The sequence below is a fragment of the Bacillus sp. CGMCC 1.16541 genome, from assembly GCF_003184905.1.
Classification (GTDB): domain Bacteria; phylum Bacillota; class Bacilli; order Bacillales; family Bacillaceae_H; genus Priestia.
In genome coordinates this window covers 51,597-69,567 of the sequence record NZ_QFRU01000009.1, presented here as the reverse complement: position 1 = coordinate 69,567, position 17,971 = coordinate 51,597, and the positions used below count along the sequence as shown (strand labels likewise).

21 protein-coding genes and 1 pseudogene are annotated in these 17,971 nt (G+C 39.8%); 2 read left to right on the top strand and 20 right to left on the bottom strand.

Going from position 1 to position 17,971, the window contains the following annotated elements; translation table 11 throughout:
- Positions 1–28: 28 nt before the first annotated feature.
- Complete coding sequence (locus tag DIS06_RS10830; RefSeq protein ID WP_110113291.1) at positions 29–622, bottom strand: TetR/AcrR family transcriptional regulator; 594 nt, start codon at positions 620–622, stop codon at positions 29–31.
- Between the two features lie 161 nt (positions 623–783).
- On the opposite strand from DIS06_RS10830, the gene DIS06_RS10825 reads away from it, so the two are divergent.
- Positions 784–1,668 carry an ABC transporter ATP-binding protein gene (locus DIS06_RS10825; RefSeq protein ID WP_110113290.1) on the top strand — a complete coding sequence of 295 codons (885 nt, stop codon included), beginning with the start codon at positions 784–786 and terminating at the stop codon, positions 1,666–1,668.
- Positions 1,665–2,450 carry an ABC transporter permease subunit gene (locus DIS06_RS10820; protein ID WP_110113289.1) on the top strand — a complete coding sequence of 262 codons (786 nt, stop codon included), beginning with the start codon at positions 1,665–1,667 and terminating at the stop codon, positions 2,448–2,450. The genes DIS06_RS10825 and DIS06_RS10820 overlap by 4 nt, the downstream gene beginning before the upstream one ends.
- 142 nt (positions 2,451–2,592) lie before the next feature.
- Here DIS06_RS10820 and DIS06_RS10815 read toward each other — a convergent pair whose 3' ends face one another.
- The 19 genes and pseudogenes from DIS06_RS10815 to DIS06_RS10725 all read right to left on the bottom strand — a co-directional run bounded on the left by DIS06_RS10815 (position 2,593) and on the right by DIS06_RS10725 (position 17,829).
- Positions 2,593–3,189, bottom strand: a complete 597-nt coding sequence (locus tag DIS06_RS10815; RefSeq protein ID WP_110113288.1) for a hypothetical protein — start codon at positions 3,187–3,189, stop codon at positions 2,593–2,595.
- The gene (locus tag DIS06_RS10810; protein ID WP_110113287.1) at positions 3,176–3,583 is read right to left on the bottom strand and encodes a hypothetical protein; all 408 of its coding nucleotides are present in this window, start codon (positions 3,581–3,583) and stop codon (positions 3,176–3,178) included. Before DIS06_RS10810 ends, DIS06_RS10815 begins: the two co-directional genes overlap by 14 nt.
- A 244-nt stretch (positions 3,584–3,827) precedes the next feature.
- Positions 3,828–4,148, bottom strand: a complete 321-nt coding sequence (locus DIS06_RS10805) for a hypothetical protein (protein ID WP_110113286.1) — start codon at positions 4,146–4,148, stop codon at positions 3,828–3,830.
- 117 nt (positions 4,149–4,265) lie between these two features.
- A pseudogene (locus tag DIS06_RS10800) lies at positions 4,266–4,997 on the bottom strand (N-acetylmuramoyl-L-alanine amidase); the annotation flags it as partial.
- Positions 4,998–5,017: 20 nt separating this feature from the next.
- Positions 5,018–5,254, bottom strand: a complete 237-nt coding sequence (locus tag DIS06_RS10795; protein WP_110113284.1) for a phage holin — start codon at positions 5,252–5,254, stop codon at positions 5,018–5,020.
- A gap of 91 nt (positions 5,255–5,345) precedes the next feature.
- Positions 5,346–5,483, bottom strand: a complete 138-nt coding sequence (locus tag DIS06_RS10790) for an XkdX family protein (RefSeq protein WP_110113283.1) — start codon at positions 5,481–5,483, stop codon at positions 5,346–5,348.
- Complete coding sequence (locus DIS06_RS10785; RefSeq protein WP_110113282.1) at positions 5,483–5,692, bottom strand: XkdW family protein; 210 nt, start codon at positions 5,690–5,692, stop codon at positions 5,483–5,485. Before DIS06_RS10785 ends, DIS06_RS10790 begins: the two co-directional genes overlap by 1 nt.
- A 17-nt stretch (positions 5,693–5,709) precedes the next feature.
- Positions 5,710–7,338, bottom strand: coding sequence for a glycoside hydrolase family 78 protein (locus DIS06_RS10780; protein ID WP_162595956.1), 1,629 nt, complete (start codon positions 7,336–7,338; stop codon positions 5,710–5,712).
- A 670-nt stretch (positions 7,339–8,008) separates the two neighbouring features.
- A complete protein-coding gene (locus DIS06_RS10775; protein ID WP_110113280.1) occupies positions 8,009–9,076 on the bottom strand; it encodes a reverse transcriptase domain-containing protein in 1,068 nt (355 codons plus the stop codon).
- Positions 9,077–9,330: 254 nt separating this feature from the next.
- Positions 9,331–9,672, bottom strand: coding sequence for a diversity-generating retroelement protein Avd (gene avd, locus DIS06_RS10770; protein WP_239422020.1), 342 nt, complete (start codon positions 9,670–9,672; stop codon positions 9,331–9,333).
- Positions 9,673–9,685: 13 nt separating this feature from the next.
- Positions 9,686–10,045: a hypothetical protein gene (locus DIS06_RS10765; protein WP_110113278.1), complete on the bottom strand. Its 360-nt coding sequence runs from the start codon at positions 10,043–10,045 to the stop codon at positions 9,686–9,688.
- Positions 10,005–10,346 (bottom strand): hypothetical protein, encoded by a 342-nt coding sequence (locus DIS06_RS10760; RefSeq protein ID WP_110113277.1) that lies wholly within the window; start codon positions 10,344–10,346, stop codon positions 10,005–10,007. Before DIS06_RS10760 ends, DIS06_RS10765 begins: the two co-directional genes overlap by 41 nt.
- Before the next feature lie 6 nt (positions 10,347–10,352).
- Positions 10,353–11,198, bottom strand: a complete 846-nt coding sequence (locus DIS06_RS10755; protein ID WP_110113276.1) for a putative phage tail protein — start codon at positions 11,196–11,198, stop codon at positions 10,353–10,355.
- Positions 11,191–12,309 (bottom strand): baseplate J/gp47 family protein, encoded by a 1,119-nt coding sequence (locus tag DIS06_RS10750; protein WP_110113275.1) that lies wholly within the window; start codon positions 12,307–12,309, stop codon positions 11,191–11,193. The genes DIS06_RS10755 and DIS06_RS10750 overlap by 8 nt, the downstream gene beginning before the upstream one ends.
- Positions 12,306–12,752, bottom strand: a complete 447-nt coding sequence (locus DIS06_RS10745; RefSeq protein WP_162595955.1) for a DUF2634 domain-containing protein — start codon at positions 12,750–12,752, stop codon at positions 12,306–12,308. The genes DIS06_RS10750 and DIS06_RS10745 overlap by 4 nt, the downstream gene beginning before the upstream one ends.
- On the bottom strand, positions 12,746–13,195 hold the full coding sequence (locus DIS06_RS10740) for a hypothetical protein (protein WP_162595954.1): 450 nt from the start codon (positions 13,193–13,195) through the stop codon (positions 12,746–12,748). Before DIS06_RS10740 ends, DIS06_RS10745 begins: the two co-directional genes overlap by 7 nt.
- Positions 13,164–14,156, bottom strand: coding sequence for an XkdQ/YqbQ family protein (locus DIS06_RS10735; protein WP_110113272.1), 993 nt, complete (start codon positions 14,154–14,156; stop codon positions 13,164–13,166). Before DIS06_RS10735 ends, DIS06_RS10740 begins: the two co-directional genes overlap by 32 nt.
- The gene (locus DIS06_RS10730; protein ID WP_110113271.1) at positions 14,153–14,785 is read right to left on the bottom strand and encodes a LysM peptidoglycan-binding domain-containing protein; all 633 of its coding nucleotides are present in this window, start codon (positions 14,783–14,785) and stop codon (positions 14,153–14,155) included. Before DIS06_RS10730 ends, DIS06_RS10735 begins: the two co-directional genes overlap by 4 nt.
- Positions 14,782–17,829, bottom strand: a complete 3,048-nt coding sequence (locus DIS06_RS10725) for a phage tail tape measure protein (protein WP_162595953.1) — start codon at positions 17,827–17,829, stop codon at positions 14,782–14,784. The genes DIS06_RS10730 and DIS06_RS10725 overlap by 4 nt, the downstream gene beginning before the upstream one ends.
- Positions 17,830–17,971 lie beyond the last annotated feature (142 nt).

The window sequence follows — 17,971 nt, the reverse complement described above, 5'->3', positions numbered from 1 at the left end:
AACATTAAACACTTAAGTTGTATTCATATTACGTGTTTTTACCCATGATGCCGTAAAAGAACAAGTGTAACATTTCTTTTACCTTTTCAGGTTGATTAAAAAACGGAGAATCGACAGGTAATTGATCCATTTGCTGTTTTAACGCATTAATAAAAAAAAGAATCGATTCCACTGATATTTCATTAGAAATGGCTCCTTTTTGTTTACCATCCATAATGAATGCAGCAAGAAGTGGAAGTGCTTTTTGTTCATAATACTGTTGAAAGTATGCTTGAAGTTCTTCATCCCCTTCAATTGCTGACTGAAAAAACTCTCGCTTCATTGGATTTTTAGCATGTATTTTTTCAAAAATAATATGCTCAATTTTCGTTTGAAATGGCTCATCACTTTGCATCAATGTTGTATAAATGCTTAATTGCTTCTCTAAATACTCCATGATTACTTCTCGCAATAATTGTTCTTTACTTTGAAAATGATTATAGATGGTTACTTGAGACACGCTAGCTTCTTTTGCAATTTGAGCCATGTTCACTTGTTTGGGACCATATTCATTAAATAACCTATACGCTGCAGCGCGAATATCTGCTTTTTTCTGATTTTTGCGTTTTTCAAATCCATTCATTCACATCACCATTCTCATTGTATCAAAATAATGAACTTTTTAAACACAAATAGTTCAAAAATACATTGCTTTTTCATAAAAATGAGCATACAATAATTTTGAAATATCTTTTATATAATAGTTCAAAACTTTACTCTCAACTCTTTTAAAGGAGAGATTTTATGATTGAAATCACAAATTTAACAAAAACATTTCCCAATGGAAAAGGAATCTTTGACGTTACTTTATCGGTTCAAACTGGAGAAGTATTTGGGTTTTTAGGACCAAATGGTGCAGGGAAATCTACAACTATTCGTCATTTAATGGGGTTTATAAAAGGCGATAGTGGCACGGCATTGATTGACGGATTAGATACATGGAAGCAATCCGCATTGATTCAAGAACGGGTTGGTTATTTACCTGGTGAGATTTCATTTTTAGATAACATGACAGGACTAGACTTTTTAAAGTTAATGGGTGGAATGAGAAACATACAAGATACGACGTATCGCGATGAATTAATTGATCGTTTTCAATTCGACGTACACACACCCATTCGTAAGATGTCAAAAGGAATGAAACAAAAAGTAGGAATTGTCGCTGCATTTATGCATCGACCTGACGTTCTTATTCTTGATGAACCGACTTCAGGGTTAGATCCTCTCATGCAACAAACGTTTATTGATTTAGTGCTTGAAGAAAAAAAACGCGGCGTCACCATTTTTATGTCTTCTCATATCTTTGCAGAAGTTGAAAAAGCGTGTGATCGTGTAGCCATCATTAAAGACGGACATATTGTAGCTATCGAAACCGTGCATGAGTTACGTGCAAAGCAAACACAAAAGTTTCTTGTGACTCTCTCATCTGCAGAAGAGTTACAAAACCTTCTTGCCTCTTCTCTTCTAGTCGAAAGCTATGAAGGAACGAAAGCTCGAGTTATCATTCAAGGAAATTATGACGAGCTTGTGCGAGTGCTTTCAGCTTTTCATGTTTTACATTTAGATGTTGAACACCAAAGTCTAGAAGATGTGTTTATGAACTACTATGACAGAGGAGGATTACGATGAGTCGCGCTTTATTTTTTACGATGTTAAAAGGGCACGGAAAATCAATTAGTAGTTATACAATTGGTTCTACTTTTTATCTTCTATTAATTGTGATGATTTACCCTTCTGTTTCGAATGTAAAAGGATTAAATGACATTATTGCTTCAATGCCTGAAAATTTCTTAAAGGCATTTGGAATTGAAGGAGGATTATCTTCACTGAGTGACTTTCTTGCCGGAGAGTATTACGGATTGCTTTTACTTGTGATTTTAAGTATCTACTGCATCACCACTGCAACAGGATCGTTAGCTAAACTCGTTGATAATGGCTCGATGGCTTATTTACTAGCTACACCGAATTCCCGGGTAAAAATTGCCATTACACAAGCAATGGTTGGTGTAACAGGGTTAGTTACGATTCTAGGTGTGACCACTTTAGCTGGCATTTTAGGTGGAACTTATTTAATTGAAACATCTGATTTCGACGTAATAGCGTTTGTCCAAATGAATGTAGCAGCATTCTTTTTGTTCTTTGTAATCTCAAGCTATTCGTTTTTCTTTTCTTCTTTAATGAATGACGAAAAAAAAGCGTTGAGTATACCTGCCGTTTTAACCGTCATTTTCTATGCATTGGACCTTATTGGAAAGATGAGTGAGAAGTTTGAGTGGATGCGTAATCTGTCCTTATTTTCACTTTTCAACCCGATTGAAATTGGACGAGGAAATGAAGACATTCTTGCTTTTTGTATCATCTTTGGTAGTATCGCCATTCTTATCTACTCAATTTCTATTTGGTTGTTGTAGCTCGTCGCGCAAAATGATAAAAAATGTAACGCAAAATGAGAAAATACTGTTTCTTGTCATGCATAAAAGTGTGCATATTGATTAAGAAACAGTATTTTTTAATTTACATTATAACGCTATTTAAATGGCGTATAAATACTCTTTATTCATCGTCCGAAAGTAGTGATAAAATAGCTTTTACTGCTTCGGTATTGTCACCTTTTCGAAACTTATCAATGAAGTCTCTGTATAAAAGTTCGAATACCTTTTCAAGAGTATATCCGTGATTAGGGTAGACCTCTTCCATGTCAGCTAATAACACCTCTCCTCTGAGGGCCGCCTTCCTTCGCATTCTTATATGCAACTCCTGCATCGGAACATCTCTATTCTCCGTATAAATAGCTTTATATACAGAGCTATTTTCTTCATTAACAAATGTTCTTTCTCTCGCTGATACAGAATCTATTGACGTCAGCATTTTAAAGAGTGTCTGCGGGTCAGGGTTCTTCTTAGCAAATAATAAAAAGTCATTATAAAGAAGGTTTATGAGGTCGTTTTGTTCAAAAGAAGTTTCGCTTAAATCTTGAATATCTTCACAAAATACTTCTGCTCTCAAATATAAATTCACTGGAACCTCGACAACAAGTAGGACTGTCGATGATTTATGCATTTTATATACAAGCTTGCCAAGAAAGTCCTTTGCTCCAGGTATCATAGAGAGTTCCTGCTCTAACAATCTAGCTTGGCTATAATTCTTCATGCGCAATTCCTCCGTATTGTTTTTTCAAATAAGCCTCCACAAATATTCTGTGAGCCGCCTTTCTTGCACTGCATTTCCATAAAGATGCATAGGAGCCTAACTCCTCGTAAGTATCATGGTCAATTTTGACGTGAACAGTAAATGGACTATCTTTATATGCAACTTCTGGGTAATTAAATAATGATTTTAGTCCGAAAATAAATATTTCTGTGCCAACCGCTGTCTTCGAGCCTCCCCAGAACTTTCTGGACTCTCTTCTTAACACTAGGTCCATGCTCTCAGTTATAGGGATTTTTATGTCATGCAGTTTGTCCTTTCTTATTTTTCTTTCGGTGTAATTCTGCTTTCGCGGAGGGGAAAATAGAACAGGGTTTATGTGCTTATTCTTTTTCATGCACAAACCTCCTCAATAATTAGTTAATATCTCTGGGTTGGTTGGTCAGTTGGTTACTCTGTGGCGACGAAAAGAGGGAAGAGAGGTATAAATATTGCTGTATATGGAAATGACTGTAACCCAAGAGAGGTGAATTAAAATGAGCAAAGAGATTTCAAAAGAACTTGCTAAAAAACTAGCTGATAAAGCCAAAACACTAAGCTACGCAAAAAGTACGAAAGCTGCAAATACAAAAAAGAAGTAACTAACCTAGTTTAATAGTGATACCTCCTTGATTTACGAGCTTAATCACTTTCTCTTTTTCTGATTTTTCGTCTGATCGTATTTTCTTTGTATAATTCTGTTCTTTCCAGCACGCCTCTTCTTCTAGCCCCCACTCTGGGTAGGGGAGAGGGACGTCACCAATTTTATGTTTTTTTAAAATACTTCTATATTCATCTGAGTGAGCTGCTACAAACAAGGCTAATCTTATTATTTGATTTCGATCCAGATTCGTCCCTTTAAACACATCTTCTACATAATTTTTATAAATCTCTGAATACCTTACTGTGGGTCTATATGTCATATTCATATCCTCCTTTAGTTTTCTAGTACAAATATATGACGTCACCTGGTTAAAATGACTAAAAATGCAAAATAAAAAAGCCCCTCTCTAACCGAGAAGGGCATTATAATTTTATAAAACCTCAACATATTGAGGATTAGCAGTGATGTATGTCCCACTTTTTAGCTTATACATTTTAGAGCCATTCACCGTTAGCGTCTCCACAACCGTGAACACTTCTCCGCGTTTAACAGTGGCTTTTTTTGCGTTCCAATCTGGTTTATTATAATACCACAATTCCGCAACCTTTACTTTAATTTTGAAGCTGCCTGTTGTGGTTTTTGAAGGTTGATTTGGTTTAGCTTGAGCGACTGAGCCGCTGGAGTCTTTTAATTCTTTCTCGATTGCTTTCAGGAATGCACCCCATCGACCCTCTGACAAAATGCGGTGAGGACAATATTTCCCCGACCAATCCTGATGTTTTTTCACTCTATCTATTCCCCATCCACGTTCTTTTAATAATTTAGCTATGAATTTCACCGCAAGCGTTTCAGCTTTATCGTATCTTTCGCCGCCTGACTTTGAATAACATATCTCTACACCGATTGATTTTCTATTTCCGTTACCATTGCCATCTCCACAATGCCAAGCGTTTCTATCTGTCGGAACACCCTGAATTACCTCCTTGTCATCGACAGCAAAATGATAGGAAATTTCCATATTGTTGCGGAGCATATAAGCAATTTCGTTTGCTGCGCTCGCATCGTTTGCCGTATTGTGAATAGTAATGTATTGAGGCGTCATTGAAAAAGGACATTTAATACTATACTTAGAAGACGGAACCAGATTCTTTTTTACTATTACAGACAAAATCAACACTCCTTCCTAAATTATTTCAACCCGTTGTCTTTGAGGATTTTTTTCTGTTCTAATCCTTTCGGGCTGACGTAAGTGTTTTTCCAAACAGCATATAAAGCGACTCCGAAACCAATTAAATTTACGATTGCATCTATTGATTCGTTAGGAATGACATCATAGCCCAAAGATGCTAAAAGCATCTTCAATGAAGCTAAGAATCCTCCAATCAAAATTAAGTAATCTTTCTTTTCGGCGACGGGTTTTTTCATAATAGCTAACACCTCCGTGAAAATGAAAAGCGAGAGGATATTGTCCTCTCGCTCTGTTTTTACACTCCTTTTAAGAGTGTTTAAATTAGATTTAAAATTCTTCACCCGTTATTGTTTGGAATTCATCTTGTGTGATTTCTCCGAATGGATTCGTATCTGTTTTAACAACAAGACGAAGTTGGTCGGCTGTCACCCATTTACTTTTATAAGCCAAGTTCCAGAATGCCATTATGCCTCACCTTCTTTCAATGTCATGACTTCGATTTTTAACATAGCAACCTCACGCCCGAGCATTTGAATAACTGAGTCTTTTTGCGCGTTTTTAATTTTTTCTTGCGCTAACTCAATGCCGATCGCCTGCAATTGCTGCTCTTTCATTTCAATTTCCTTCTCTTTTTGGCGAAGTTCTTCAAGAGAAGTGCTTGTAATTGATTTCATTTGGATCACCTCATCTATTAGTCGAAGCTAAAGCCGAGCCCGCGCAATTCAATTGGCATTAAAGAATCATTCGCACGGAATGTAACGCGGATATTTAACGCAAAATTCTCAGCTGTCTTTATTGAGTTTGTAAAGTTATAAAAGTCAGCTTCCAAGAATTGCTCAGTCGCATCTTCCCAAACAGGTTCAATATCAAGCGCGTTATTTGATACTTCAATAGTAAAGTCTGCTGGAATCGCTCCGTCAGTAGGTAAGAGATAGTCAAGCGCAATCAATATTCGACGAGCTGCTACAGTACCTGTAGATATCGGTCGTTTGAGCGTAAACAACAAAGTATTCCCGCAACGGATAGATCGAGGTACAGACCATTTTCCACGAGCGCCTGTGGACGTATCAATCGCTGCCATTCTCCAATAATAGGCTTTGCCTTCTTGGAGATCGACCTGAGATTTATAGCGAATGGTACGACCTTGGTAGCTATTGTTGACACCACCAATTGGAATATCGAAATACGTGTTATTTCCATCATTCACTTGCCAACCTTCACGTTTTTCTGCTGAAGAGAAGCTCAGAACGCCTTGTGTGAAATTAACATCTTCAGCAATTTCAATAACAAAATGCTGCGCATTATTTTCTGGATCAGTGCCAATTACTGCTCCAAAAGTAGGCTTTAGTCCAGTGCGGTAGGTATTGATTGGAAAAGTAGCTGTCGGAGCAGCTGGCGTTGCATTTGTACGAAAATAAGCCTTTTCACTTTGTTTAGAAAGATTATTTGTATCCCAAACAGTTACGACGGCATAATATTCAGTTCCCTCTTGTAGAACACCGATTGGAATCTCGTGCTTAGTTAGATTTTTATTGATTTTATTTGAATCATAGGCAATTGAATCATCAGCTTTTTTAAATACTCTGACTTGATAAGCGGCTTGAGCTTCAAGGTCCAAGTCGGAGAATGCCCATGTTATTTCAGGCGTTACACTCGACCCAGTAGGAGAATTCGGATCGCTGCTTCCTGGTTGAACATCCGTTACGTTCGGCGGCCTATTCGGCATGAAGAATTGCTCAAGTGTATATGCACTTGCCACATCAAACTTGTCCCACAATCTTACTTTCCATTTGTACCTCGTTCCCCATGTCAACTTTCCTGAAGGGACCTGGAAGAAAGATTGAGTTGAAGCCACTTTTCCAGTCGTATGCACTTGATTTCCATTTGTATCTTGAATAACGACTTCATACGCTGACTGTTGATCGCCTGCATCACTGTCTTGGAACTGAAACACCAGCACTGGCGTGATTGTATTGACTATTGCAATATTTGCTAAGTCACCTTTCGGCTCCACGATCACGGCTGTCGGAGCTGTATTCGTTTTTGTGAAAGTATAAGTCCGCGTTGTTTTTAATCCTTTGTTATCAGTTGCTTCAATCGTGATCGTGCTCGCTTGATTGAGTGGAAGTGAAGCCCACTGATCTATACTAAGTGCAATCTCATATGTTTGACCTGAAACAGCATTGTTTATTGTGCGAATCGTACTTCCATTTAACTTCTCAACAATAGTAATGCTATCGCCATCAGGTTCAGAAACTGAATAAGTCGTTGAAAATGGGGCTGCTTTATTCCCTAAATTTTGGTCATTGCCAGAAATCACGGGGGCACTATTCAGAACTTCAAGGGCGGGACGCCAGCCGAAGTACGGGATGCGGGACGAAGCAGCATCGATGTTCCAGGACCGCGCCGAATCGAGCGCGCGAAGAGCACGGTAAGCGCCATTTCCTGAATATGTCTCTTGTCCCCAAGAATAGATATAAAACCAATTCCAGTATTGATTGTGGGCGCTGCTGTAATCGACTGATGTTTGGTTAGTATCTAAATCTGATGATGAAGGGGTTGGCAAGCCAGAATATCCAGCCTCATTAACAATAATTTGGTCCCACTCATTATTTGTTGGGGTTCCACCAGAATACCAATCACTTCCACTCCTTGGACCCGTCCCGGCAGTTAGTAATCGCAACTTATATTGTTGGCCATCGATAGTTATCGTTTTGCCGAACACTAAACTTTGAGCGTTTAGGTCGTCCCATGAAATATTAACCAAAAGGTTGCGATCGGCTACAAGTAGTTTCTTAGAACCTATATTGACCTCTCGCCATTGAATTTTATAAGCATCACTAGCATCTGTATTTCGAATTTCGATAGTTTGTCCAGCTGTATAATTTGGAGTATCTCCGTAACTTGGTGCTCCTGGTGGTGTATAATCATTTCTCCAAGGTTTAGTTGGCCGTGCAATTTTTGAACCGCCAACATACAGCGTACCTAATTTAATTAAATCTCCGTTTGCCAAAATACTCATCTCCTTCAACTTTAATGTATGGATACGGAGCAAAGATTTTTTTAGCTAAATTATATGAGTTGCTATGTCGAGCGTGGCCCATCCAGCTATCAACAGCTTGTTTGACCTCACTCACGGTTAAAGAGCCTCCTTTCACCTTTCTATCCATCGCCTTGATGCGGCGTTTCATCGCTCTTTTTGACTGATCACGGACTTTCTTATGAGTCGTCCATATTTTAAAGCCATAAGCATTAACCCCTTGAGTAAGAGGGAATATTTGCGATTTCTTTGGATTTTCCATCAGATTCAAATGAACACGAAGGAATCGACACATTTGCTTCTTTAATCTCTGCGCTTCTTCTTTTGTCTGCACGATAGCTACGCAATCGTCCATATATCGCACATACCACTTGATGCCAAGATGACGTTTTACATATTGATCCAACTCATTTAAATAGATATTGGCAAAATCTTGGCTAGTGACGTTCCCAAGAGGGATTCCGCGTTCTCCTTCTGGAGAGCTATCAATAATTTGATCAAGAAGCCAAATTGTTTTACGGCACGCAATCTTTTTTCTAAGAATTCTTTTTAGAATCGTTCGGTCGATAGAATAAAAGAACTTTGACACATCGACTTTTACAATCCAACCGTAACCATAAAGTCTCTCGCAATCTCTTAAATATTTCTGAACTTTATCAACCGCTTTATGAGTTCCTCTTTCCTCAAGACAAGCGTAACTGTCAGATACGAACACATTAGAGTAAACATCTTTTATGACTGTATGCGTTGCGAATTGGACAATCTTGTCCTTGATCCTAGGTGCGCTGACCATGCGTTCTTTCGGCTCGTAAACTTTGAATCTGATATACTCACCAACTCTATAATTACCAGTTTTTAATTCTTTCCAAAGTCTTACTAGGTTAGCATCTTCCAGCATAGAAAATAGAATAGCATCCTTACGGAATTTCCTATCTCCTTTTAGTGTTTGTTTATATGCAAAAAGAAGATTGTCAAAATCGACAATCTTCTCGTATAAATGATCATATTTTTTCGCCATTTCGGCCGCTCCTTTCAGCTGGGCGAGAATGACTATTCATGTGTTTACGTTCTACGAACGAAGGATTGCAGCTCCCTTGAAGTTAGAGGCCGTGTCGATGAATCCGTAAACGCATCGATCTAAATATTACTAACAAGGCGGGACGCCAGCCGTAGTTCGGGTTGCGGTTCGAAGCATCATCGTTGTTCCAGTTCCGCGCCGAATTGTTCCCGCGAAGAGCACGGTTAGCGCCAAACAGCTGCAACCCTAATAGGTTATGATGATTTCATCCAGCCGCCGAGTATCTTTCCTAATTCTTCAATTTTCAATTGAATCATTGTATGCCTTTTCTGAGTGATGTATCGTTGCTTTTTAGCCACAGAAAACAAGACAACAAGGAGCTTTATATAAGCATCAGCTTCTTCTTGATATATTCGTTTTCTTGCTTTGATGTTATTCGCTAGCATAATATTTCGCAGCAGGGCATAAAAAGCTTGTTTGATTTCTTGGCATATCGCAAATTTCTCTGATTTAGGAAAGGCTCGTAAAATTGGATAAACCTCATTAAGCAGCGTTTCAGCCTTCTTGTAAATAATTAAATCTGTTGCTTTGTTCAAAACATTTCCCTTCTTATCTGATGTATAATTTTTGATCTGCTGGGTCGTGGAATCCATTTATTAAGACAATATCGTCAGTTGTCTCAAAGTTTTCAACAAAAATATTACTTGTAAGCCCTGATGTGACAGAGGCTTTTAGCAATAGGAATTCCAGGCGTAAATTCTTTTGTTGCCTTGTCAGCTCATCGATAAAAATGACAACATTATTCAATCGGTCGTGAGCTAACTTAGATGCATCCTCAAGTTTATTGCCTCGTCTTGCTGTGAATTTTGTACCTGGATGCGTGATGTCGCCCTCTGGATCACTAACTCTATCACGCCAAATGGTAGGGTCATAGTTGAATATCTGATCCAACAGTTCCTTGATCTCCAAGTTCCTCGACCTCCTCAATATTAATTTTTACTTTAAATGCTATATACCATCCATCGTCGCCTTTGTTAAAATTAGGCTCCTTAATCATTAATTCTCGGTCTAACTCGTCCAGCATTACTACTTTATTTATTACGCCAACAGGCTCATCCTGGACATATATATAATGTTTAAACTCATTTTCTTTAACTATGGTTGTGTCGATTGGATATTCATAGTCAACACCGTCGATTGTGACAATCGCTTTTTTAAAATACCTTACAGCATCTTGTTTCAATAAATCGACAAATACAGGAGTTATCATGTTTTATCACTCTCCTTCAGCTTCAAACTCACCGCATTCAAGATACGGCACGGAAATTTCAACAGCCATGCATTTAGTGATACTAGAGCTTTCAGTAAGAGAAAGACTAGCATTCATTGTTTCTAACTCGCCGCAATATTGATAGAATGCTTGAAAACGATAAGTTTTATCCTCAATCAAACTCTCATCCTCAAACATTTCCAAATTTGCCTCACTTGTTTCAAACTCAACAGGGAAAGAATAGATGCGACTAACAGCATTTAAATTTTCATCTTTGTAGTCTAGCAGCTTTGATTCTCCAGAAAACTCCCCACACTCTTTATATTGCGCACTGAAAGCATAAGTACCGTCAGTCAATCGCATAGCACCTACATCAATCTCGCCTTCATAAAGAGCTTCGACATGAGCTGGTTTGATTTCATCAATAGTAGCCTTCATTTCATGAAACAAGAAGGGGAGTGGGCCAATTGGTAATGTAACTTCAAAAGCGCCACCACCATCAACTAATTGAACCTTTGCATTTTTAGCAGGAACAAAAACATTTACAATTCGATTTAGCATTTCTAGCCGTACCATTTCCTCGTTTTTGTAAAGTTCAGAAATGACACGAGCTCTTCTCGTTTCGATTGAATCAGCGAACGAAGGAAATAGTTGCAAGTCCTTTTCCCATAGTTCAAGTCCCCAGGTAGCTGTTTCTGGATGGAGCTGCTCAAGCACATCGTTTTTTTCATTCTCGTAGCCCACCAACTGTTTAGCTGAAGCATACATCAGGCTTTTGTATAACTTTGAGTCCTGGTAATACTCTGGTGCATACGAAAGGAGAGTGTCTCTCAAAGAAATTACATCATTCATCGAAAACAACCTCCTCTAGTTGAGCTACAGAGCCAGCAGGAATCACAATGTCATCCGTGCTGTTGTTCACGCGCAAGTCTGTTACTTGATCAACCCCAGCAGCATCAACCATCAATGACCCAAGTTTTAAATAGCTAATTTTGTAGTCGGTAGGAATTTTCGTTTGAGCCCAATACTTATTATTAACTTCTTTTAAATAACCTTTCAAAGACTCTTTAATTTGACTTTTAACACTGTTTAAATCGTCAGCAGATGCTTTGACGGAGATTCTTATAGGAATCGGCGTTGCTGATTCAATAGTGACGATCGCCCCAACAGGAGCTTTCCCATCTCCTTGTCCGTATGTTGGGTCAATATAATCCCTTGCAGCTTGTATGATGATGTCATCAGCTGGAGAAAAATCTGAATCGACAAGAACAACCTTGACTGTGTTGCGGCCATTCCACGTCGGGAATACAGCTACACCGCCAACGCCAGTGACTTCAAGAGCCCATCTAACATAGTCCGCACGATTGCCTGAGCTACCTTTTTCGCTCCTCCATTTGAAGTAGCGATTTTTAAAGTCAGTGTCAGATTCACGATCTCTCCCGCCGTCAAAATGATTTTTATTTGTGACAGCAGAAACGCCAACCAGAGGGGAAGCGATCTCGATAGTCCCAGGAGGTATATTTCCGATTTCACCTGGTTCAAGCGCATGCACCAACACATCAATTTCTCCTGAATCACCTATCGTGACGTCTGACCTTAACTCAAATTCAATCGATGGGGAATCGCTATAATTAATGCTCATAAACCTTGTTCCTTGATTTAGAGGAGTTCCAGGATTTCCATAAACCGTCACATAACCATAAGCGTATTCTTCTAAATATCTTCTTAATGGTGAACGGTCAGCAATTGCTTGGTCTAGTTGATCTCCCTCAGAATTAGCTACAAAAGCCATGTCAATAGCATTCTTTAACTCCTCGCGCGATAATGACCTTTGATTTGCAATGGGCCAAAGAACATCATAAACAAAGCCACCTTCGCGTTTATCGTATGCTGGATCGACATCATCTAACATCTGATTAATTAAATCATCAACCGTCTCATTGAACCATGCTGGATAACTCATTGTGTCACCTCTCTTTCAATCTCTAAATCTCCAAAAATTGTCGCCACAGTATATCTAGCAATATAGCCATCTTTAACATTAGTAAGCTCAATAGGGGAGACCTCTATCACTCTATCATCCCATATTAAACAATCTCTAATAGCCTCTTTAACTAGCATCCTTCTAATTTTGTCAGGATAATCAGCAGCAAGTACATCCTTTTCCTCGCTTCCATAAGAATCCGAGTACATGACATAAACGTCCCTAGCCGTTAGGTGCGCTTTCGCAATGATGGTTTCCATACCTTTTAATCCGTCATCTGTCACAACCCGCCCACGCTCATCCGTCACAAACTCTCTCTTTTCGAAATCGAATAGAGGTGTTTTGTTTCCGAATTCTGGTTCGGAGTTACTTTCTTCCAGAAGACTATCGAAGTCTACTTCTGGCAACAACCTTTCTACCATATATTGATCACCACCCATATTTCTTTTGGAGTAGGAAAGCGATTGGGCATTATCATTACATTCGTAATGTTAGGGACCAATGGATACGGACTAAAAACGTCTTTTTTCGGCAATTTTATTGTTGTGTTAAAAATGTCGAATGTCGAACCCGCATAAATGCCGAGCATTACTCCTTCATTTAAAGGCCGCAAAGCGTACTGGCTATCTCCACTCGTAGCACCACGAATGCGATTAGCGAGGAATACTTCATCTTTCCTGAATTTAAGTCCCTCTGGATAAACAAAATAGTCAAGTGGCAATGCGATAGTATCACCAGCTAATTGAATCGTAACCGACGGAGAATCAGTTATTACTGTTGCCGTTGAAATCCCTTGATCAACGGGACCGCCATTCATATGTTCATAAATACGTTCAGCTGCTCTTTTTGCCATCCTTATCATCACCTTTATACTCAAGAGCAGGGAGCTCCGCGGTCAACGCTAACTCTCCGCTCAACTTGACAAAGTTTTCGTGGATTTCATATCCGATGTTTTGAATATAATAACCCCCGACAATATTTTCGCTAGGGTCTGCTACATACAGATAATCACCGCTCCAAAAACGCTTTTCTTTCGTGCTATGAATATGAGCCATACTCATTTTTTTAGCGACTTTTGACGTTTCAGCTAATTTCTTACTAGCATAAGCTTCCGCTTCAGCCTTTGTCTTTGCATTAAATTCTTCAACAGTAGTTAAAAGACCGTATTCAGCAATCGCTTTTGAATCCTTTTTTACTACAGTTATCTGCTTTTCACAGTTGACAATCTTCACTTGATTTTTCATGTCAGTTATCGATTCGCTATATTCGCTCGATTCAAGACCTTGGCCAAGAACTATGATTTTTGAAGGAGGTTTCTTCTCAAAACACCTTAGACCTCTTTCGTACCTAAGCCAATATTTTTTATTAGTCCTCTTTTTAGTTTCCCAGAGGACTGTTACTATAACCGCAAAAACACTCTCGGTGTCTTGTGACCTAAACCATACCTTGTCGAAAACATGGGGAGTATTAGCGATTTCCTTCACTTTAACGCCATACCTTGAGCACAATTCTGAAATAATTTGTTTCGCGGTTTTCTTTCTCCACTCAAAATCATCATTCGAATTTACAAAATAAATCATCGGGTCAAAAGAGATAACGGAAATATCTTTGTTTTGGTTCCTTTTAAAATCAAAAACGATACCCTCGAACCAAACATCTCCTTCAACTTCCACAATGACAGGAGCTCCCGCTTTCAATTTCAATCCAGTTGCTTTTTTTAAGCCGATTGAACATTTTACAGCACCAGTTTTAAAATCGTCTTCCAGCTGTATCGGAGGCTTCACCGCTTCTGTTATATCAACACTTCCAGATAACACGCGGATCATACCTTCAACACCTGCCCCGGTTTAATCAAATTAGGATTAGAGCCAATGACTTTTTTATTTTTGTCATAAAGCGGCTTCCAAGAGCTTAACCCAAGCCGTTTCGCAATATGAGAAAGAGTGTCACCCTTTTTAATCGTATAAGTTTTAGGCTGTGTTTTTTTGGGAGCAGGGGAACGACCAGGATTGCTTATCCCTTTCTTTGGCTTTGATGACCCAGATACCTTCGTTTCCTTGAGTTTAATTTCTCTATATTCCGTAAGCTTTATAGAATAATCAATATCTCCAGGTTTTACTTGATTAGGCTCAAAAGATCGAACCTGAACTTTCATGGAAATATCAATGTCAGGAATCATTAATAAGACAACTTCACCTTTATCTCTTAATTTTTCCATGAGCTTTTTTGATGCTAAGGGGTCGAATTTTGCTTTTTCTTCAGTGAAGTATGAAGGTGATGCTGGGAAAAAGGATGTCCATGAAAATTCTTTTAGTTCTGTTCCATTGAAAAATGGGACGGTTCCGATCCTCAAAACACTTACATCCTCGTATTTCCCACCACCACCAGTATATCCAGCTGTGCCAGGGGAGACAGGGAATATAAAAACGCCGCCTTTGTGCTTGATAGAAATCATTCAGCCATCACCCCTAAATTTACTTTTGAATAGTTTATCGCTACTTCATCCAAACGATCTGCAAGCTTTTCCATTAAGTGATCGATTGTTTTGTCCATAATCGATTCGTCTTCAGCCATATCTCTTAGTGCTTCAGTAGTGACATGAAGGTTGACTTCATTCTTAATAGATGGACCTTGCGAATTAATATTCGAAACCTTCGAACCCTTGTTTCCACCGAAAGCAGGAAGTACATTCGGCTTGCTAGCCGATGTTTGCAATGCGTTCGGAACAAGTTCCTCTGCATCTGACTTAACCTTTGTATATGCAACAAAGGAAGTGTTAGCCAATCTTTGAGCAGCATTCGTTGCTGACGTCTCGACTTGATCGGCTCCTGAATTAATCCCTCCAGACATACCTTCCATTGTCCACATACCGAATTGATGGAAAAGTTTTGACGGAGAGTTGATTCCTAACAGTTTTTTGACTGGTCCTGGAACGACTTTGTCAATTAATCCTGCTACTTTATCAGCTAAACCAACAGCAGCCCCTTGAATACCACTCCATAAACCTTGAATCAGACTTCTACCAAATTGCATGAATCGTCCTGGCAGGGATGAAAGTGTGCTTAAAATTGTATTGAAAGTATTTGTAAAGAACGTTCGAACATCATTTAAACGAGTTCGAACAACCGTTAAAACAGCATTTAAAACAGTTTGAATGATACTGCGAATTCCGTTAAAAACAGATGTTGCAATCGAACGCAATGCGTTGAAAGCAGCCGAGAAATTGCCTCGAATAACATTTAGCACTGTGCTGAAGACACCACGAATTACATTCATAGCTGTCGTGATTACGGTTCGAACGGCTGACATAACTAAATTTATTAGCGACTGAATCATGGTGAATCTAGTTCTCACGATTGTAACGACTGTATTAATCGAGCCAGTAAAAATACCTCGAACAAAATTCCAGGCTGCTGATATAATCGCCCGAATGAATCCCATGCCCGCCCGAATAGGCCCTAAAATTCTGCCTAAGAATGTTAACTGAATAAGGTTCCAAGCAAACGTTAAAGCATTCGAAAGCAATGACTTCACTTCACTCCACAATTTAGACCAGTTTCCAGCAAAGAGGGCACCAAAAATTGAAATCACATTCATAATGATGCCAACGCCACTTTGAATAACAGATTTGATGTTATTCCAAACACCAACAAGGATAAACCTTAAAACATTCATGACAACCGAAACAGCTGGCTGTATCGCTTTCCATGCGCCGATGATAGCATTTACGATATTCATTACGGCTTGTTTAATCATTTCTCCGTCTCGCTGCCACCATGCTTGTATCTGTTTAAACAGACCGAGAGCAAACTGCTTGATTGTTTCAACGACTTGCATGACCACGTTTTTCACAGCTGTGAATACACCGTGGACAATATTCCTAAATGTTTCAGACCTTGAATAGAGGAGGGTTAGCACAACTGCAATTCCTGCTATAGCCGCTATAACTCCGAGCACCGTGCCGATCACACCGAGAAATGCACCTGCCGTCATTCCGACAGCTCCAGCAATTAAGGTGAATCCACTTACTATACTTGGGATGAATCCAAGTAGTATCATTGCGGGACCAATAAACAATAATAAGGCTGCGGCGGCGACCACAATCACTGTCATGGTTTTTTGTACTGGAGCAGGAAGGGAATTGAATGCATCAACAATTCGGCCGACGCCATTTGCTAACCTCGTGAGCGAAGGAAGGAACAATGTTCCTATCGATGTTTGCGCCGTTTCGAACGCACCCTTTAACTGTTCGACGGCTCCCCTAAAGTTATTAAGCTTTTCTTCAGCTACCTCAGTAGCCGTTACTTTGCTCATCGCCGCACTCATAGCCTCAATTCCTGCTGCACCTTCTTTGAAGAGAATGTTACCAGCACGAATCGCATCCGTACCGAACATTTCTTTCAAAGCATCTCCGCGATCTCGTGGGTTCAGCTTCTCCAGTGAAGTCCTTAACACTTCAGCTATTTCAGCCATCGACTTGATGCGACCCTGAGCATCAAAGAATTTATTCGTGCCATCTTTCGCCATGATACCTAATTCCATCATGGTTTCAGCTGCGCCTTTTGTACTAGGCGATAAATTCATGAGCATGGTTTTTAAGGATGTTCCTGCATCGCTACCTTTCAGACCATTTTGAGCAAATGCAGCAAGCGCGGTAGTAGTGTCATTAAAAGACAATCCTACACCAGATGCAACTGATGCTACAGCGGCGAGTCCGAATTTCAACTCTCCGACCGATGTTGCGGAGGCATTAGCTGCACCTGCTAATATGTTCGCTGCTTGCGGGACTGAAAGGGCATCAGCTTTGAAGGCGTTCAGAGCTGTCGAAGCTATTTCCGCAGCATCTGCAAGTTCAAGTTCACCAGCAACCGCCAAACTCAATGCACCTTCAAGACCACCGTTTACAACATCTGTCATCGACACACCAGCTTTAACCAGCTCTTCAATACCTCTGGCAGCCTCCGTTGCACTGAATTTCGTTTTGGCTCCCATCTCAATTGCAAGAGCAGACAGTTGTGTCATTTGCGATTCAGTAGCTCCACTGACAGCTTTAATGCTACTTAATTGCGCTTCAAATTCAGCCGCTTTGTTAACAGCTGAACCGAGTCCGAAAGCAATTGCGCCCCCAGCTGCTGTAATTGCAAGTCCTGATGTTTGAAGTCCAGTCGATGCTTGATTTATGCGATCAAGCGATTGAGCCATTGTGCCGCTCACACCGCCATATGTTTGCCGCAAGTCCTGCAATCGCTGAGCCGCCTGCTGCGCTTCTCGCTGTTGTCGTCTCAATTCTTCATTCGCCTGGTGTGTTTGTTGCTGAAGATTATTTGCACTGTTGGCTGCATTATTAGATGCGTTCGAAAGTTGGTTAAGTTGACTAGCTCCACCTTGACCAGCCGATTGAGCTGCTGGATTCGCTCCCCGAAGAGCAGCATTCAAACGGTCCGCTGCTGTTGTTGTCCGATTCAGAACATCGATGACACGTTGCATAGGTTGGGTCAAGCGATCACCTAGTGATATGTCAGCTCCTAAAACATAGTTCGTCAACTCCTCACCTCTCTTCAAATAATTGGATATGTACAAAAGCAAAGAGAATCCAGATTATCAATCGGATTCTCCTTGTGCTTCTTCTTGTTCCATTTGT

Bases quoted from the DNA above. Each gene is read 5' to 3' on its own strand.
- DIS06_RS10805 (WP_110113286.1), bottom strand. From the start codon at position 4,148: ATGACATATAGACCCACAGTAAGGTATTCAGAGATTTATAAAAATTAT.
- DIS06_RS10745 (WP_162595955.1), bottom strand. From the start codon at position 12,752: ATGGTAGAAAGGTTGTTGCCAGAAGTAGACTTCGATAGTCTTCTGGAA.
- DIS06_RS10735 (WP_110113272.1), bottom strand. From the start codon at position 14,156: ATGATCCGCGTGTTATCTGGAAGTGTTGATATAACAGAAGCGGTGAAG.
- DIS06_RS10795 (WP_110113284.1), bottom strand. From the start codon at position 5,254: ATGAAAAAACCCGTCGCCGAAAAGAAAGATTACTTAATTTTGATTGGA.
- DIS06_RS10750 (WP_110113275.1), bottom strand. From the start codon at position 12,309: ATGAGTTATCCAGCATGGTTCAATGAGACGGTTGATGATTTAATTAAT.
- DIS06_RS10830 (WP_110113291.1), bottom strand. From the start codon at position 622: ATGAATGGATTTGAAAAACGCAAAAATCAGAAAAAAGCAGATATTCGC.
- DIS06_RS10790 (WP_110113283.1), bottom strand. From the start codon at position 5,483: ATGGCATTCTGGAACTTGGCTTATAAAAGTAAATGGGTGACAGCCGAC.
- DIS06_RS10810 (WP_110113287.1), bottom strand. From the start codon at position 3,583: ATGAAAAAGAATAAGCACATAAACCCTGTTCTATTTTCCCCTCCGCGA.
- DIS06_RS10820 (WP_110113289.1), top strand. From the start codon at position 1,665: ATGAGTCGCGCTTTATTTTTTACGATGTTAAAAGGGCACGGAAAATCA.
- DIS06_RS10760 (WP_110113277.1), bottom strand. From the start codon at position 10,346: ATGATAACTCCTGTATTTGTCGATTTATTGAAACAAGATGCTGTAAGG.
- DIS06_RS10730 (WP_110113271.1), bottom strand. From the start codon at position 14,785: ATGATTTCTATCAAGCACAAAGGCGGCGTTTTTATATTCCCTGTCTCC.
- DIS06_RS10755 (WP_110113276.1), bottom strand. From the start codon at position 11,198: ATGAATGATGTAATTTCTTTGAGAGACACTCTCCTTTCGTATGCACCA.
- DIS06_RS10825 (WP_110113290.1), top strand. From the start codon at position 784: ATGATTGAAATCACAAATTTAACAAAAACATTTCCCAATGGAAAAGGA.
- DIS06_RS10775 (WP_110113280.1), bottom strand. From the start codon at position 9,076: ATGGCGAAAAAATATGATCATTTATACGAGAAGATTGTCGATTTTGAC.
- DIS06_RS10785 (WP_110113282.1), bottom strand. From the start codon at position 5,692: ATGAAATCAATTACAAGCACTTCTCTTGAAGAACTTCGCCAAAAAGAG.
- DIS06_RS10815 (WP_110113288.1), bottom strand. From the start codon at position 3,189: ATGAAGAATTATAGCCAAGCTAGATTGTTAGAGCAGGAACTCTCTATG.